The 17,217-nt window shown below is 31.9% G+C and carries 12 protein-coding genes; 11 read left to right on the top strand and 1 reads right to left on the bottom strand.

Annotated features, from left to right (window positions below):
* Nucleotides 1–91: 91 nt before the first annotated feature.
* From ABWP20_RS14895 to nifJ, 5 genes are all read left to right on the top strand, one after another.
* A complete protein-coding gene (locus ABWP20_RS14895) occupies nt 92–1,870 on the top strand; it encodes an aminopeptidase P family protein (protein ID WP_353096821.1) in 1,779 nt (592 codons plus the stop codon).
* Nucleotides 1,871–1,937: 67 nt separating this feature from the next.
* The gene (locus tag ABWP20_RS14900; protein WP_353096822.1) at nt 1,938–3,173 is read left to right on the top strand and encodes an FprA family A-type flavoprotein; all 1,236 of its coding nucleotides are present in this window, start codon (nt 1,938–1,940) and stop codon (nt 3,171–3,173) included.
* 173 nt (nt 3,174–3,346) lie between these two features.
* Entirely contained in the window at nt 3,347–5,221 is a 1,875-nt protein-coding gene (gene uvrC, locus ABWP20_RS14905) for an excinuclease ABC subunit UvrC (protein ID WP_353096824.1), read from the top strand.
* Nucleotides 5,222–5,410 carry a PspC domain-containing protein gene (locus ABWP20_RS14910; RefSeq protein ID WP_353096826.1) on the top strand — a complete coding sequence of 63 codons (189 nt, stop codon included), beginning with the start codon at nt 5,222–5,224 and terminating at the stop codon, nt 5,408–5,410. It abuts the gene before it with no gap.
* A gap of 215 nt (nt 5,411–5,625) precedes the next feature.
* Nucleotides 5,626–9,147 (top strand): pyruvate:ferredoxin (flavodoxin) oxidoreductase, encoded by a 3,522-nt coding sequence (nifJ, locus tag ABWP20_RS14915; protein WP_353096828.1) that lies wholly within the window; start codon nt 5,626–5,628, stop codon nt 9,145–9,147.
* 50 nt (nt 9,148–9,197) lie between these two features.
* On the opposite strand, the gene ABWP20_RS14920 is transcribed toward nifJ, so the two are convergent.
* Entirely contained in the window at nt 9,198–10,133 is a 936-nt protein-coding gene (locus ABWP20_RS14920; protein ID WP_353096829.1) for a helix-turn-helix domain-containing protein, read from the bottom strand.
* A 355-nt stretch (nt 10,134–10,488) separates the two neighbouring features.
* Between ABWP20_RS14920 and ABWP20_RS14925 the strand changes: the two genes are divergently transcribed.
* Genes ABWP20_RS14925 through ABWP20_RS14950 form a run of 6 tightly spaced genes read left to right on the top strand, consistent with a single transcriptional unit; the run spans nt 10,489 to nt 17,019 of the window.
* Nucleotides 10,489–11,433, top strand: a complete 945-nt coding sequence (locus ABWP20_RS14925) for an ABC transporter substrate-binding protein (protein ID WP_353096830.1) — start codon at nt 10,489–10,491, stop codon at nt 11,431–11,433.
* 32 nt (nt 11,434–11,465) lie between these two features.
* The gene (locus tag ABWP20_RS14930) at nt 11,466–12,413 is read left to right on the top strand and encodes an ABC transporter substrate-binding protein (RefSeq protein ID WP_353096831.1); all 948 of its coding nucleotides are present in this window, start codon (nt 11,466–11,468) and stop codon (nt 12,411–12,413) included.
* Between the two features lie 26 nt (nt 12,414–12,439).
* Nucleotides 12,440–13,471, top strand: a complete 1,032-nt coding sequence (locus tag ABWP20_RS14935) for a FecCD family ABC transporter permease (protein ID WP_353096832.1) — start codon at nt 12,440–12,442, stop codon at nt 13,469–13,471.
* Nucleotides 13,468–14,481: a FecCD family ABC transporter permease gene (locus ABWP20_RS14940; protein ID WP_353096834.1), complete on the top strand. Its 1,014-nt coding sequence runs from the start codon at nt 13,468–13,470 to the stop codon at nt 14,479–14,481. Before ABWP20_RS14935 ends, ABWP20_RS14940 begins: the two co-directional genes overlap by 4 nt.
* A gap of 9 nt (nt 14,482–14,490) precedes the next feature.
* Entirely contained in the window at nt 14,491–15,276 is a 786-nt protein-coding gene (locus ABWP20_RS14945) for an ABC transporter ATP-binding protein (protein ID WP_353096835.1), read from the top strand.
* 18 nt (nt 15,277–15,294) lie between these two features.
* A complete protein-coding gene (locus ABWP20_RS14950; protein WP_353096837.1) occupies nt 15,295–17,019 on the top strand; it encodes an ABC transporter ATP-binding protein in 1,725 nt (574 codons plus the stop codon).
* Nucleotides 17,020–17,217 lie beyond the last annotated feature (198 nt).

Genomic DNA, 17,217 nt, shown 5'->3' on the forward strand with positions numbered 1-17,217 from the left:
TAAATATTTAATTATAGTATAATAAGATTATTACTTAGATGAGTAACGGTTGTATTTACTAATAAATTTAAAAGGATTTAGGAGGGTGAGTATGATAATTAATGAGAGATTGAGGAAACTAAGAGATTTAATGAAAGATAGGGGTATTACTGCATATGTAGTAAACACAGGAGATCCCCATCAATCAGAGTATTTGGCTGATTACTACAAAAGCAGAGTTTGGATATCAGGATTTACAGGTTCAGCTGGTACTGCAGTAATTACTCAAGACGAAGCAATTTTATGGACTGATGGAAGATATTTTATTCAAGCAGAGAAAGAATTAGAAGGCTCAGAGTATAAATTATTTAAAATGGGGATTATTGGGTTTCCTACTTATGCTGAATGGTTGAGAGATAATCTGAAAGATGGAGATACTCTTGGATTTGATGGAAAAGTATTCTCTCAGTCTTTAGTTGAAAATTTAGAGGATGAATTTAAAGAAAAAGATATTAAATTTATTGATGAATATGATTTAGTAGGAGAGATTTGGGAAACTCGACCTAATCTTCCAAATGGAAAAGTATTTATTCATGAATTAAAATATACAGGCAAGACAGGTAAAGAAAAGGTTGAAGAAATAAGAGATGAAATGAAAAAGAATAATGCAGACTATTTCCTCATAGGAAGTTTAGATGATATAGCATGGGCATACAATATTAGAGGAAAAGATGTATTAAATAGTCCTGTTGTACTTTCCTATGGTTTGATTTCAATGGACAAAGCTTATTTATTTGTAGATAAGAAAAAGATAGATGCTGAAGTTGAATCTTTTTTAGATGAAAACGAAATAGAGACTGCTGAATATAATCAAGTAATTGATTATGTAAAAGGAATAAATAAGGAATTAAGAGTATATTTAGATAAAAATAGAATAAATAGATGGCTTTACAAAGCTATACCATCTGAATGTAAAATAATAGATAAAGTGGATATAACAACAAAATTAAAGGGAATGAAAAATCCTACTGAAATAAAGAATCAAAAAAATGCTTATATTAAAGACGGAGTCGCATTAGTTAAATTCTTATACTGGTTAGATAAAAGCGTAGGTAATATTACAGTTACTGAGATATCAGCACAGGAAAAATTGTTAGAATTCAGACAAGAACAAGAAGGATTTATTGAACCAAGTTTTAATACTATTTCAGCATATAGAGAAAATGCTGCCATGATGCATTATTCGGCTAGTGAAAAATCCAATGCTAAGATAGAAAGAAAAGGATTATATCTAGTTGACTCAGGAGGACAATATTTTGATGGAACAACTGATATTACTAGAACTGTAGCTGTAGGTCCTATAACAGAAGAGGAAAAGAGAGATTTCACTTTAACATTAAAAGGACATATAAATTTAGGAAATGCAAGATTTCTTTATGGTGCTACAGGACATAGCCTTGATGTATTAGCAAGATATCCATTATGGCAGGAAGGTCTTGACTATAAATGTGGAACAGGACATGGAGTTGGATATTTACTAAATGTACATGAAGGTCCTCATAGAATAGCAATAGTTCCAAATGCTGTAGTATTGGAAAAAGGAATGGTTGTAAGTATAGAGCCGGGAGTATATAAAGCAGGAAGTCATGGAATAAGAATAGAAAATATAGTTGTAGTAGAAGAAGATATAAAAACTGACTCAGGTCAATTTATGAAATTTGAAACATTATCATTTGTCCCAATAGATTTAGAGGCAGTAGATGCATCTATGCTGTCTGAAAAAGAAAGAAATTGGTTAAATGAATATCATAAAGAAGTATATAATAAACTTTCACCTTATTTAAATGAGGAAGAAAAAGCTTGGCTAAAAGAAGAAACTAGAAACATATAAGTAAATAAGTATCATTTTTGGTGCCTGGCACCAAAAATGATACTTATTAATCAGAAGGAGGAATAAAATGAATGTAACAAAGGTTATTGATGATACATATTTACTTTCAGTAAATGTAGAAAACATATTATTTGAAGGGCTATGGGATATCCCAAATGGAGTTTCATTAAATTCATATATAATCAAAGGCGAAAAAACTGCAATAGTAGATGGAGTTTGCGGATGGGATGGAGTCCCAGAATCTTTATTTGCTCTTTTAGATGAATTAAGTATAGATCCTAAGTCAATAGAATATCTCATAATAAACCATATGGAACCAGATCACTCAGGTTGGATTGAGGCTTTCAAAGAAATAAATCCTAATTTTAAGGTAATTTGCAGTAAGAAATCAGCTGAATTATTAGATGCTTTTTATGGACATACAGAGAATATTACTGTTGTGACTGATAATGATACTTTAGATTTAGGAAATGGACATACTCTAAAATTTGTAGAAATACCAAATGTTCATTGGCCAGATACAATAGCAACCTTTGATACTTTAACAGGTACTTTATTTTCATGTGATGCCTTTGGGTCATTTGGAAATCTAAAGGAAGCTAATTATGATGATATGCTTGATTCACAGGCAATAGATTTTTATGAAAATGAGGCAGTTAGATATTATGCGAATATAGTGGCATCTTTTTCTATGCCAGTTAAAAAGGCCATTGATAAATGTTCTCCTTTACCTATTAAAATTATAGCACCAGGACATGGAATAGTGTGGAGAAAAGACCCTAATAAGATTATAGAAGATTATGCTAGATATGCTTCTTATCAAAAAGGGCCTGCAAAAGAAGAAATAACTCTTATATGGGGATCAATGTATGGAATGACAGAAAAGGCAGTAGATTATATAGTCAAGATATTAGAAGGAGAAGATATAAAAGTTAATATCCATCGAGTTCCAGAAACTTCATGGGGAACTGTATTAGCATCTGCTTGGAATTCAACAGGGATAATTCTTGCCATGCCAACATATGAATATAAAATGTTTCCACCAATGGCAGCTGTATTGGAAGAGTTAGGTAAGAAAAAGATATTTGGCAGAAAGGCATTTAGACTTGGTTCTTATGGATGGTCAGGCGGAGCTCAAAAAGAACTTGATGAAATAATGAATAAATATTGTATGAAATGGGATTTTATAGATCCAGTTGAGTTTAAAGGAACTCCAAGAGAAGAAGATTTGCAATTAATCGAAGAGAGAGTCAAAGATTTAGTAAAAGAAGTAAAAAAAGCAGTAAATAGTGTAAATGAATAATAAATAAAATGCGATACTAATATTGGTATCGCATTTTATTTATAAAAAATATGATTTAACAACTAAAAATCAATAAGTTTGCTATAATAGAAATAAGGTTCTACTAATAATAACTAGGCTAAAAAACTAGAGAAAATTAAATTTAAAATTGCATAAATTTAAAGGGTGATAAAATGTTCAATATAGAAGAAGAGTTAAAAAAATTACCTGATAAACCAGGTGTTTATATAATGAAAGATAAAAATGATGAGATAATTTACGTTGGTAAAGCCATATCCCTTAGAAAAAGGGTGAGACAGTATTTTCAGTCTGGAAAAAACAATCCACCCAAAGTTAATGCTATGGTTAAGCATATCTCTGAATTTGAATATATAATAGTTGATAATGAAATAGAGGCTTTAATACTTGAAGCAAATTTAATAAAGAAGCATAAGCCTAAGTATAATATCTTATTAAGAGATGATAAACAATATCCTTATATCAAAGTAACAGTTAATGAGAAGTATCCTAGGGTGATGAAAACTAGACAGGTTTTGAAGGATGGAGCCAAATATTTTGGACCTTATCCCAGTGTATATGCAGTAAATGATGCCATAGAGATTATTCGAAATATATATCCCCTTAGAACATGTAATAGAAATCTAGATAAAGATATAGGAAAATCGAGACCTTGTTTAAATTTTTATATAGACAGATGCTTAGGACCATGTCAAGGCAATGCAGACGAAAATCAATATATGGATATGATTAATGAAATACTTTTATTTTTAAATGGAAGAGAAGATAAATTAGTATCTATAATAGAAAACAGAATGAAAGAAGCAGCTCAAAGATTGGATTTTGAATTAGCGGCAAAATGTAGAGATCAGATAAATTCTTTAAATTTACTTCATGAAAAGCAAAAGATAGTATCTACTACAAATGTAATAGATCAAGATATAATTGGAATGGCAAGAGGAATTGAAGAAGTATGTGTTCAGATATTTTTCATTAGAGATGGAAAAATAGTTGGTAGAGAACATTTTATATTAGATGATATTTTTGAGGAAGATAGAAAGGAAATACTTAGTTCATTTATTAAACAATTTTATATAGGGGCATCCTATGTACCAAAAGAGATAATAATTGAAGACGAAGTCCCGGATATGGAAACTATAACTAATTGGCTAAGCGAAAAGAAAGGTACTAAGGTAAATATTCTAGTGCCAAAACGTGGAGATAAAGTGGACTTAATTGAAATGGTAAGAAAAAATGCATTAGATATGTTAAATCAATATGGAGATAGATTTTTGAAAAAGGCTAGAGAAAATCAAAAGTCTTTAGAAGAATTAAAGGATATTCTAGGCTTTTCTAATGAATTAAATAGAATAGAAGCATTTGATATATCTAATATTAGTGGAGTAGAATCAGTTGGATCTATGGTAGTCTTTGAAAAAGGTGAGGCTAAGAAATCAGATTATAGAAGATTTAGAATTAGAAGTATAATAGGTCCAGACGATTATGGCAGTATGGAAGAAATATTGTTGAGACGATTTACTAGAGGTATAGAAGAAAGAAAGCTTTTAAAGGAAAATAAAATAGAGGTAAAAGGTTTTTCTATTTTTCCGGATTTAATAATGATGGACGGCGGTAAGGGGCAAGTCAATGTTGCAATTAGAGTATTAAAAGAATTAAATATAGATATTCCTGTATGTGGACTTGTAAAAGATGATTTTCATAAAACTAGAGGAATAATATATAATAATAAGGAGATAAGTTTGGCAGAGGATTCTAAAGGTTTTAGATTGATATATAGAATTCAAGAGGAAGCCCATAGATTTGCTATATCTTATCATAGATCTTTAAGGAGTAAAAAAATGTTTAAATCTGAGTTAGATGATATTAAGGGGATAGGGGAAAAAAGAAAGGTAGAATTATTAAAACATTTTCAAAGCATTGATAAGATAAAAAATGCAACAATAGAAGAACTATTAGAAGTAAAGGGTATGAATAAATTAGCTGCAAATGAATTATACAATCATTTTAATAAAAATAAAGGGGGGCATTAATTGAAAAAATTATATTTATCAAGTACGGATAAGAAAATAGCTGGAGTATGTGGAGGTATTGCGGAATATTTTGAAATTGATTCCACCATAGTGAGACTAGGATGGATAGTTTTATCATTTTTTCCACCTTTTCCTGGAATATTAGCATATATATTAGCTTGGATAATTATTCCTAAAACAGATTTCTAGGAAATTGGCTATATAGGACTTAAAAATTTCATATAAGAGAATATTGCAAATAGTCTATCTTTAAAAAATGGGTCTTTCAGAGATTGACTTTCGTTACAATATTTCATATACTTAAGTAGGAGCAGAATGTCATGAAGTACTAATATGTCAATTGACAAAATGTTAAATTTTTTACAATCAATGTTAAGTTTTATAATAAAAAAGGAGGTCTATATATGGCAAAATTAATGAAAACCATGGATGGAAATACTGCCGCTGCTCATGTTGCATATGCTTTTACTGATGTAGCTGCAATCTATCCTATTACACCATCATCAACAATGGCGGAATTAGTAGATGAATGGTCTGCTAATGACAGAAAAAATATATTCGGACAGGAAGTACTAGTTACAGAAATGCAATCTGAAGCGGGAGCAGCAGGAGCGGTACACGGTTCCTTATCAGCAGGAGCATTAACTACTACTTTTACGGCTTCACAAGGATTATTACTTATGATTCCAAATATGTACAAAATGGCAGGAGAACTGTTACCAGCAGTATTCCACGTTTCAGCTAGAGCTTTAGCAGGACATGCACTTAGTATATTTGGAGATCACCAAGATGTTATGGCAACTAGACAAACAGGGTTTGCATTACTTGCATCAGGTTCAGTTCAAGAAACAATGGACTTAGCAGGAGTTGCTCATCTTTCAGCTATAAAAGGCAGAGTTCCTTTCCTACATTTCTTTGACGGATTTAGAACATCTCACGAGATACAAAAAATTGAAGTAATGGACTATGCAGATTTAGAGAAACTAGTTGATCATGATGCACTTAATGAATTTAGACAAAGAGCATTAAATCCAGAAAAACCTTATACAAAAGGTACTGCACAAAATCCAGATATTTATTTCCAAGCTGTAGAAGCTGCTAATCCATACTATGACAAGGTAGTAGATATAGTAGTAGAATATATGAATGAAATAAATAAAATAACAGGAAGAAACTATAAACCTTTCAACTATTATGGAGATCCAGAAGCTGAAAGAATAATAGTTGCTATGGGTTCAGTTACTGAAACTATAGAAGAAACTATAGATTACTTAATGGCAAAAGGTGAAAAAGTAGGGGTTATTAAAGTTCATCTATATAGACCTTTTGAACCAAAATATTTCTTTGATGTATTACCAAAAACAGTGAAGAAAATAGCTGTATTAGATAGAACTAAGGAAAAAGGTGCTATTGCTGAACCTTTACACTTAGATATTAAGAACATATTCTATGATGCAGATATGAGACCAGTTATAGTTGGAGGAAGATACGGACTTGGTTCAAAGGATACTACTCCTTCACAAATATTAACTGTATATGAAAACTTAAAGGCTGATAAGCCAAAAGATAGATTTACTATTGGTATAGAAGATGATGTAACTAATTTATCATTAGATGTTAATGAAATTATAAAAACTGAACCAGAAGGAACAATTAGATGTAAATTCTGGGGATTCGGTTCTGATGGAACAGTTGGAGCTAATAAATCTGCTATAAAGATTATTGGTGACGATACTGATATGTATGCTCAAGGATATTTTGCATATGACAGTAAGAAATCAGGTGGAGTTACTATATCTCACTTAAGATTTGGACATAAGCCAATTAAATCAACTTATTTAATTACAGATGCAGACTTTGTTTCATGTTCAAAACAATCATATGTACATCAATATGATATACTTAAAGGATTAAAAGACGGAGGAATTTTCCTTCTAAACTGTACTTGGAGTCCAGAAGAATTAGATAAACATCTACCAGCAGAAATGAAGAAATATATTGCAGAACATAATATTAATTTCTATACAATAGACGCTACTAAGATAGCTGTAGAAATAGGTTTAGGCGGAAGAACTAATATGATAATGCAATCAGCATTCTTTAAATTATCAGAAGTTCTACCAATAGATGAAGCAATTGAACACTTGAAGAAATCCATAGTTTCTGATTATGGTACTAAGGGTGATGAAATTGTTAAGATGAATTATGAAGCAGTAGAAAAAGGTATTGGTGCATTAGTTAAGATAGACGTTCCAGCAACTTGGAAAAATGCAGAAGCTGAAAAAGCAGCAACTAAAGAAGTACCAGAATTCATTGAAAAAGTATTAACTCCAATGAATAGACAAGAAGGAGATAATTTACCTGTAAGTACTTTTGTTGGCAGGGAAGACGGTTCATTCCCACATGGAACATCAGCATATGAAAAACGTGGTATAGCAGTAGATGTACCAAAATGGATTAAAGAAAATTGTATTCAATGTAACCAATGTTCATTTGTTTGCCCTCATGCAGTTATTAGACCAATTCTAGTAGACGGAGAAGAAAAAGCAAATGCACCTGAAACATTTGAAACATTAAAAGCTACAGGAAAAGGATTAGAAGATTTAGGATTCCGTATGCAAATCAGTCCATTAGATTGTACAGGATGCGGAAACTGTGCTGACGTATGTCCAGCTAAAGAAAAAGCTTTAGTTATGACTCCATTTGAAGAAGAATATGAAGTTGAAGCTAATAACTGGGAATATGCTATGACAGTTAAAGCTAAAACTGATGTAATGGATGCATATAGCGTTAAAGGTTCTCAATTCCAAGAACCACATCTTCAATTCTCAGGAGCATGTGCTGGATGTGGAGAAACTCCATATGTAAAATTAATCACTCAATTATTTGGAGATAGAATGATGATAGCTAATGCTACAGGTTGTTCATCAATCTGGGGAGGTTCTGCACCATCTATGCCATATTGTAAAGGTCAAGACGGCAGAGGACCATCATGGGCAAATTCATTATTCGAAGATAATGCTGAATATGGCTATGGTATGGCAGTAGCTGTTAGACAAATGAGAGATAAACTTGAAGTATTAATGAAAGAATTCATTGAATTAAATATAGACGAAGAATTAAATGGCTACTTTAATGCTTGGATAGAAGGTAAGAAAGATGCCAAAGCTTCAAAGGCAGCTACAGGAATGATCTTACCAAGATTAAATAAAGAAGTAGCTAATGCAAGAGGAAAAGAAATTCTTGCTGAAATCGAAGAACTTAAAGATTATCTAATTAAGAGATCAATGTGGATATTCGGTGGAGACGGTTGGGCTTATGATATAGGATTTGGAGGACTTGACCATGTTCTAGCTTCAGGAGCAGATGTAAATATACTTGTATTAGATACTGAAGTGTATTCAAATACTGGTGGCCAATCATCTAAGGCAACACCAACTGCAGCAGTTGCTAAGTTCGCAGCTTCTGGTAAGAGAGTAACTAAGAAAAACTTAGGTCTAATGATGACTTCATACGGATATGTTTATGTAGCTCAAGTAGCTCTTGGTGCTAATATGAATCAACTTATTAAGGCGCTTAAAGAAGCAGAATCCTATGATGGACCATCTATAGTTATTGGTTATGCACCATGTATCAACCATGGTATTAGAGTTGGAATGGGTAAAACAATTAAGCAAGAAAAGAAAGCTGTAGATACAGGATACTGGCATCTATTTAGATTTGACCCAAGACTTAAGGAAGAAGGAAAGAACCCATTTGTTCTTGATTCCAAAGAGCCAACAGAACCATTTATGGACTTTATCAATTCTGAGGTTAGATATACTTCATTAAGAAGAACATTCCCAGAAGTAGCAGATGAATTATTTAAAGCAGCTGAAGAAGATGCTAAGGCAAGATATGAACAATATAAGAAATTAGCAGAATAATAATATAAAACAAAAAGGTTATGGTGACGACCATAACCTTTTTTATATCCTTATAGATAAAAAGACTTACGAAATTGACTAGGTGTAATTTTATGAACATCTTTAAAAGCTGCAGTAAATTTACTTGAACTTTCATATCCGCATTGAGTTGCTATGTTTTTAATACTTAGTTCATCGCAAGCTAACATAAGCATTGCTTTTTTCATCTTTTCAATGCGAATATATTCAAATATAGTCATTCCATAAATTTGTTTAAAGCAACGATGAAGTTTGCTTATACTCATTTCTGCTGTTATGGCAAGCTCTTCAATTAATGGTGGATTTAATATATTTATATCAATAGAGGTTTTCACATTGTGAATTTTTTGTTCATTTTCCCAAGTAACATGATATCTTCGATTATGATTATAATACCATTCATTATAGCCATTTCGTAAAATAAGAGTCAATAACTCTCCCATCTTGCATTCAAAGTTGAAAGTAGGAGTATCAGCCTTTCGAACACCCCATTTAATTTGTTCTAATACCAATGTTATATCAGGTGTATTATATTGAAGTTCAGTCCATTTCTTGGCATCATTAATTGAAAAAGGTTTATAAATAATTCTATTATTTAAAAATTTTTGTATAAAATCATCAAATACTAAAACGCAAGTATAACATACATGGATATCAGCAGCAAAAGTGATTGTAAAGGGTTTCTGAGGATTTACGATGACATGATTTATAGATGTCAATTTCTTTTTAGATTTTCCTTTTTGGGAAATTGTAATATCTCCTTCATCTACACAGTAAATCCACATACATGGTTTTTCAACCTCCATAGTATAAGATACAGTTTTATAAGGAGTAAACCATGAGCTAGAAACAAATAACCCATCAGCAGCATGTACATCCATTATCCATCCTTCTCCTAGCTCAGAAGGGAAATGATAAGAAATCGTATTTCCTACATAAGATTTTTCCATACCAAGATTTAGAGCCATTGCCCCATTGCCAAGATTATATTCATTTGTTGTAATGGTTACTCATCCTCTCTTTTATTAAATAGAAAGGTTAGTCTAAGCTAACTTAATATAATTATTATAACATAAAATCAATAAGACTCCAATGGATAAAATATCCCTAAATAGGACATTCATATCCCAAAATAATCATCTAAAATTTAAGATGAGGTCTATAATTCTGTAAAATTACAGTGTATTAGCTAATTTAGTTTATAAGGAACTTAAAATTATCTTTATTGACAGTGTATAATTGCAGATGATATAATTTGTGAAAGTTAGCACTGGCTAACTGAAAGTATAATAAAATTTATATTTAAGTATAAGGGGGAAGGAAATGAGTAAAGGTTTCATTAAGAAAACTATAATTACCCTGTGTATAGGGGTTATTACCATAATAGGGATTACAGGATGCAACAAAGAAGATAAAATTGAAGTTATTAAGAAAGAAGATAAACAATCAGGAACCCGTATTATACCTACTGAAATGGGGGAGGTAGAAGTACCAGAAAGTCCAAAAAGAGTTCTTGTTCAGTATGTAATTGGAGATGTTTTAGCATTGGGGATTGAGCCAGTAGGGATATCTGAAGTATATGATGGAGCAGCCTTTGAAGAATTAATTAAGGATATTCCATCTGTAGGACATCCCTATGATTGGAAGCCAGAGAATGTTATGAAATTAGAACCAGATTTGATTCTCTCTATTAGTAAAGATGATTATGACAGCTTTTCTAAAATCGCTCCTACAGTATATGTTCCCTATGATACTCTTTCCATGGAAGAAAGAGTAAGATTAGTAGGGAAAGCTTTAAACAGGGAAGAAGAGGCAGAGAAGGTACTAAATAATTATTATGAAGAATTAGAAAAGGCCAAAACTAAATTGGAGAATGCAGGGATATATAAGAAGACAGTTTCTATGGTAGAAGGTGGACTTAATCAAATGATTGTAATGGGACAGAAACATGGAGCAGGAACTATTTTATATGCAGTCCTATCTTTAAATCCTCCTGAAAGTGTTCGAGATAATGTTATAAATAAGGAATTGTTTTCAGAGAGTATTTCTTTTGAAGTTCTACCTGAGTATTGTGGAGATTATTTAATCAGAAGTTCATATGAAGGTATGGATGATTTAAGTAAAAATGAGATATGGACATCTATTCCAGCTATTAAAAATAATAAGTTTATAGAAATGGACTTTGGTTTAAGTTATTATACGGATATTTATTCAACTAAGTATCAAATTGACTATATTGTTAATTCTTTACTTGAAGTTACAAAATAAAGATATATAAATCTAGGGAGGACAGAAAGATTATGAAGAAAAGAAAAAAGAGTTCAGCATTATTGTTTATTACAGTTATAAGTATATTGGTATTAGTTGGATGTAGTAAAAATAATAATTCTACTGCAAATTTGGATAATCCTGTTTCTGATACTAAAGAAACTAGAATAGTATCCACAGTCAAAGGTGATGTGGAAGTTCCTATAAATCCTGATAGGATTCTACCAACTCCATATAGACATGGGGATTTAATTGCATTGGGAGTTATGCCGGTGGCAATAGGAGAAACTTATGAGGGTGCAGCCTTTGAAGATATAGTTAAGGATATTCCAGTTATTTCTACATGGGAAATAGAAGAAATTATGAAACTGGAACCAGATCTTATATTTACTAGTGATGAGGAAAAATATGATAAATTAAGTAAAATTGCGCCTACAATATTTATTCCTTTTGATATGGAAGGTATAGATAGAATTCAATTAATGGCAAAAGCATTAGGAGTTGAACATAAGGCAGACAAATTTATTGAAGAATTAAATAATAAAATTGAAATTAGTAAGGAAAATTTAGAGAAGGCAGGATTGTATGAGAATACTTTTAGTATTTATGAAGGTTGGGAAGGAAGTACTATGATGATAGTAGGTAATAAATGGGGGCGAGGAGGAAATTTAATATATGATTTTCTTCAGTTACCTCCTAATGAGTTAGTGAAGAAGGACATATTAGAGGGTGAAGAACCTTATAGTATATTATCTTTGGAAGCTATAAACCAGTATGCAGGTGATTACATTTTCTTATCTTCTGGATGGGAAAGTGATATAGATTTTTCTTCCAATCCAGTTTGGAATAGTATTCCAGCAGTACAGAAAAATCATATTATACCTATTGATGCTCATTTCTTTTACTATGACGATATGTATTCCGTTATGGCTCAGATTGATTACTTAGTAAATTCTTTAATTGATATAGCACAACAATAGTCACTTTTATAATGGAGGATTGTCAGATGATAGAAAATAATACCCTAAAAAAAGACCAAAAAGGGGTAGTGAATTTTAGTATATATATGTTAATTGGATTTATTCTTTTAATACTATCTGCAGCTTTATCTATATCCTTTGGTGCTGCTGATATGGATTTAAAAACAGCATGGTCAGCAATATTTAAATTTGATTCAAATATAATAGAGCATCAAATCATTAGAACATTACGTTTTCCACGTACAGTAGCAGATATAATAGTGGGGTGTAGTTTAGCGCTTACAGGGGCAATAATGCAGGGAACAACCCGCAATCCCCTTGCAGACTCAGGACTTATGGGGATAAGTTCAGGTTCTACCTTTGCAATAGCTTTATGTTTTGCATTTTTACCTAACCGCACATATGCTCAGACTATGCTCTTTGCTTGTATTGGGGCTGCAGTAACAACAGGGATGACATATTTTACTGCATCTTTAGGAAGAAGGGGAATGACTCCACAGAGATTGGTTTTGGCTGGAATGTCTATTTCTATGTTATTTGGTGCCTTTAGTTCCTATATATCTATTAAATATCGAATTGGAAAATCATTAACATATTGGACATCAGGAGGAACTGCAGGGGCAGCTTGGAATGAGCTTGCAATTATTGCTCCATTGTTTATTTTAGGAACAATTGCTGCCATATGTTTATCTCCTTCAATTACAGTAATGAGTCTAGGAGAAGAAGTAGCAATGGGACTTGGGCTTAATACAAAACGTGTAAAAGGTTTATCTACTATAATTGTACTTGTTTTAACAGGGCTATCAGTTATTATAGTAGGACCTATAGGATTTGTAGGGCTTATAGTTCCTCATATTGTAAGATATATGGTAGGGGTGGATTATAGATATATAATACCGGCTTCTGCATTATATGGAGCTGTGTTTTTAGTAGTTGTTGATTTATTTGGAAGACTAATAAATCGACCCTTCGAAACTCCTCTAGGAATTATTTTTGCTGTAGTTGGAGTGCCTTATTTCTTATATCTCTCCAGAAAACAAAGGAGGGAATTTGAATGAAAAAGGAAAAGAGAAACCTTTATAGAAATCTTAGCATTATTTTGATTTTATCAATTTTGATTGTTCTATCAATTGTTATAAGTATAAATTCAGGAAAAATGAATTTATCACCAAAGGCAGTCTTAAATGTTTTATTGGGAAAAGGAACTGATAAGGAAAATTTAATTGTTTTTGAATTTCGTTTGCCTAGAATAGTATTGGCAATTCTTGTAGGTATTGGCATGGGAGTATCGGGAGTTGTGATGCAAAGCCTTCTTAGAAATGATATGGCAAGTCCTGGGACTTTGGGAATCAGTTCAGGATCTGGACTTTTTGTATTACTATTTATTAGTGTATTTTCAGGAAAAGGAATGTTTTCTATAGTGGCGTTGCCATTCTTATCATTTATAGGAGGAATTACGGCAGCAGCATTGATTTTTTTTCTTTCTCATCATAAGGGTAAGGAAATTTCACCTACTGAGTTAATTCTTACAGGTGTTGCAGTTAGTACTGGATATAGTGCATTAACTTTGCTGATAACTTTGAAACTTGATGATAGTAAAATGGAGTTTATTCAGAGGTGGATGGCAGGAAATCTATGGGGAGCAGATTGGAAATATATTAAAATTATGCTTCCTTGGATATTGATAATATTTCTCTATATTTTTTATAAGTCTAGAATATTAAATGCTATTAACTTAGGAAATCAAACAGCTGTAGGCTTAGGGGTAGAGGTGAAGAAAGAATTTTTAAAACTTTCTCTAGGAGCAGTTGCTCTATCTTCAGGAAGTGTAGCTTTAGGAGGAAATTTCTTTTTTGTAGGAATGATAAGTCCTCATCTTGCACGTAAGCTTGTTGGATCTAATCACAAAGTTTTAATACCAGCATCTGCTATGATAGGTTCATTAATTGTATTAGTAGCAGATACCTTAACAAGAACAATGAGTTTTGATACGGATATACCTACTGGAATTATAATAACTGTACTTAGCACGCCGTATTTTTTATATCTTTTGGCAAAGGAAAATTAGGAGGAAAATATGAAGAGTATTGTAACTAAAAATTTAGATATAGGGTATGATGAAAATCTTATTGTAAAGAACTTAGATATGGAAATAGCAAAGGGTAAAGTTACGTCAATAATAGGACCTAATGGATGTGGGAAATCAACGGTTTTAAAGGCAATAGGACGTATTTTGAAACCTAAGAATGGAATGGTATATCTAAGTGGAAGTGATATAAGTAAACTTTCAACAAAAGAAGTAGCAAAGAAAATGGCTATTTTGCCACAGACACCAACAGCTCCCAGCGGGCTAACGGTTAGTGAATTAGTTGCATATGGTCGATTCCCTCACCAAAAAGGATTTGGAAAAATCAATAAAGAAGATAGGGAAATCATTAGATGGGCACTTGAAGCAACGAAACTCATTGAATTTGAGAATCGTAGTGTTGATGCATTATCTGGAGGACAAAGACAAAGAGTTTGGATTGCAATGGCATTGGCACAACAGACTGATTTAATTCTTTTAGATGAACCTACGACTTACCTTGATTTATCCCATCAATTGGAAGTTCTTCAGCTATTAAATGATTTGAATAGGAAACAGGGGTGCACTATTGTGATGGTTCTCCATGATTTAAATCTTGCTGCAAGGTTTTCTGATTATATGATTGCAATTAGAGGTGGAGAGATTATTTGTTATGGAGATTCTGATAAGGTTATGACACGTTCAGTGCTTAAAAAGGTTTTTAATATTGATGCAGAAATTGTACGAGAGCCTCGTACAAATAAATTTGCTTGTATTACTTATGACTTAGTAAAATAATGATTGAAGGTGATTATAATGAAAGTTTGTTTGAGGATTATAAAAGAAGCAAAGGAATATTGGAAATATATTTTTTTTGGTATGTTAGCAGTTGTTGTATCTACCATAGCAAGTTTATATGCACCTTGGGTAATGAAGAAGCTGACAGATATAGCAATAGGTGGAGATTCTCAAATGGCTTCAAAATCTCTTTGGCTAGGATTTACTCTTTTAGGAGTATATGCACTACAGGGAGTATGTAGTTTCCTAAGAGGGTATCTGACTCATTATGGAGCCTATTATTATGTAGCTGATTTAAGGACTAAATTATATGATAAAATACAACATCTTTCCCTTGGATATTTTAACGATAAACAAATAGGTGATTTAGTTAGTAGAGTTATGAATGACGTTGTAAATGCAGAGCTACTCATAGCTCATGTAGTTCCAGATTTAATTATAGATGTACTTACATTTATAGGAGTGGCTATTATGCTTTTCTCAATAAATGTGAAACTTGCATTAATTAGTTTAATATCAATTCCTTTCTTGCTTGTGGCTAATATAGGATATTCAAAGGTTGTTTTACCACGTTGGAGATTAAACTCAAAGGCTATGGGGGAATTAAGCGGTGCTTTACAGGAAAATTTTTCTGCTGTTAAGGAAATCCAAGCATTTAATCAGCAAAGCTATGAAACTAATAAAATTAGAAACTTAGCATTGAATCATTCTAAAGCATTTTTAAATGCCACTCGCTCTGGAGAACTATTTTATCCATTTATAACATTTTTCAGTTCTGTAGGAACAGTTGGAATTATAATTTTTGGAGGACATCTAGCTTCTAAAGGAGAGGTTTCCATAGGAGATATTATTGGATTTATTATGTATCTAGGACTATTCTATCAGCCAATTACAAGTCTTTCCAATGTTAATGATCAGCTTCACAATGCCATTGCAGGATGTGAGCGTGTATTTGAAGTTATAGATGAGATTTCCGATGTAAAAGAATCGGAAAATCCTAAAGAATTAAAAAATATAGAAGGTACAATTGAGTTTAAAAATTTGACATTTCACTATACACCAGAGATTCCCGTACTTGAAAATATAAACTTAAAGATTAAACAAGGACAGACAGTAGCTTTAGTAGGGACTACAGGTGTTGGAAAAACCACAGTAGCAAGTTTAGTAAGTAGATTCTATGATCCAGTTGAAGGTTCTATATTAATTGATGATGTTGATATAAAAGATGTATCCCTTAAAAGTCTCAGAAATAATATTAGTATGGTTTTGCAAGATACATTTTTATTTAATGGAACAATATATGAAAATATTGTCTATGGACTAAAAACAGCAGATTATGCTAAAGTAATTGAGGCAGCTAAAATAGCCAATGCTCATGAGTTTATACAGGGGATGGAAAATGGATATGATACAATAATAGGAGAGCGAGGAGTTCGATTATCAGGGGGGCAGAAACAGAGGATTTCCATTGCAAGGGCTGTATTGAGAGATACTCCGATTCTAATTTTAGACGAAGCCACTTCATCCTTAGATACAAAAACAGAGAAAGAAATCCAACAAGCATTAGATAGAATTTCTAAGAATAGAACAACTTTGGTAATAGCCCATCGTCTATCTACAATTAAGTCAGCAGACCAAATTATAGTTCTTAGGGGGGCTGGAATAATAGAGAAGGGAACCCATGACGAGTTAGTAGAAAAAGGTGGAACATATGCAAGATTTTATGCATCACAGGTATCTTAATAAATATTGATGATAAGCCAGTTGAGATTTAAAGTTATAGTCCTAATTGGCTTATTTGTACATAAATATATTATGATAGATATAAAATAAATTAGTAATACTATAGTAAATTTGATACAATAATAAAGATATGGAGATTATACAAGTCCAGCTAAGAATTGTCAATAAAAGATTTTAAATTATTTAATAGAATGTACA

The organism is Tissierella praeacuta, assembly GCF_040396155.1.
Lineage (GTDB): Bacteria > Bacillota > Clostridia > Tissierellales > Tissierellaceae > Tissierella > Tissierella praeacuta_A.

Coding starts and splice junctions, on each gene's coding strand:
- ABWP20_RS14925 (WP_353096830.1), top strand. CDS start 10,489: ATGAGTAAAGGTTTCATTAAGAAAACTATAATTACCCTGTGTATAGGG.
- ABWP20_RS14920 (WP_353096829.1), bottom strand. CDS start 10,133: ATGGCTCTAAATCTTGGTATGGAAAAATCTTATGTAGGAAATACGATT.
- ABWP20_RS14930 (WP_353096831.1), top strand. CDS start 11,466: ATGAAGAAAAGAAAAAAGAGTTCAGCATTATTGTTTATTACAGTTATA.
- ABWP20_RS14895 (WP_353096821.1), top strand. CDS start 92: ATGATAATTAATGAGAGATTGAGGAAACTAAGAGATTTAATGAAAGAT.
- uvrC (WP_353096824.1), top strand. CDS start 3,347: ATGTTCAATATAGAAGAAGAGTTAAAAAAATTACCTGATAAACCAGGT.
- ABWP20_RS14950 (WP_353096837.1), top strand. CDS start 15,295: ATGAAAGTTTGTTTGAGGATTATAAAAGAAGCAAAGGAATATTGGAAA.
- ABWP20_RS14940 (WP_353096834.1), top strand. CDS start 13,468: ATGAAAAAGGAAAAGAGAAACCTTTATAGAAATCTTAGCATTATTTTG.
- ABWP20_RS14935 (WP_353096832.1), top strand. CDS start 12,440: ATGATAGAAAATAATACCCTAAAAAAAGACCAAAAAGGGGTAGTGAAT.
- nifJ (WP_353096828.1), top strand. CDS start 5,626: ATGGCAAAATTAATGAAAACCATGGATGGAAATACTGCCGCTGCTCAT.
- ABWP20_RS14945 (WP_353096835.1), top strand. CDS start 14,491: ATGAAGAGTATTGTAACTAAAAATTTAGATATAGGGTATGATGAAAAT.
- ABWP20_RS14900 (WP_353096822.1), top strand. CDS start 1,938: ATGAATGTAACAAAGGTTATTGATGATACATATTTACTTTCAGTAAAT.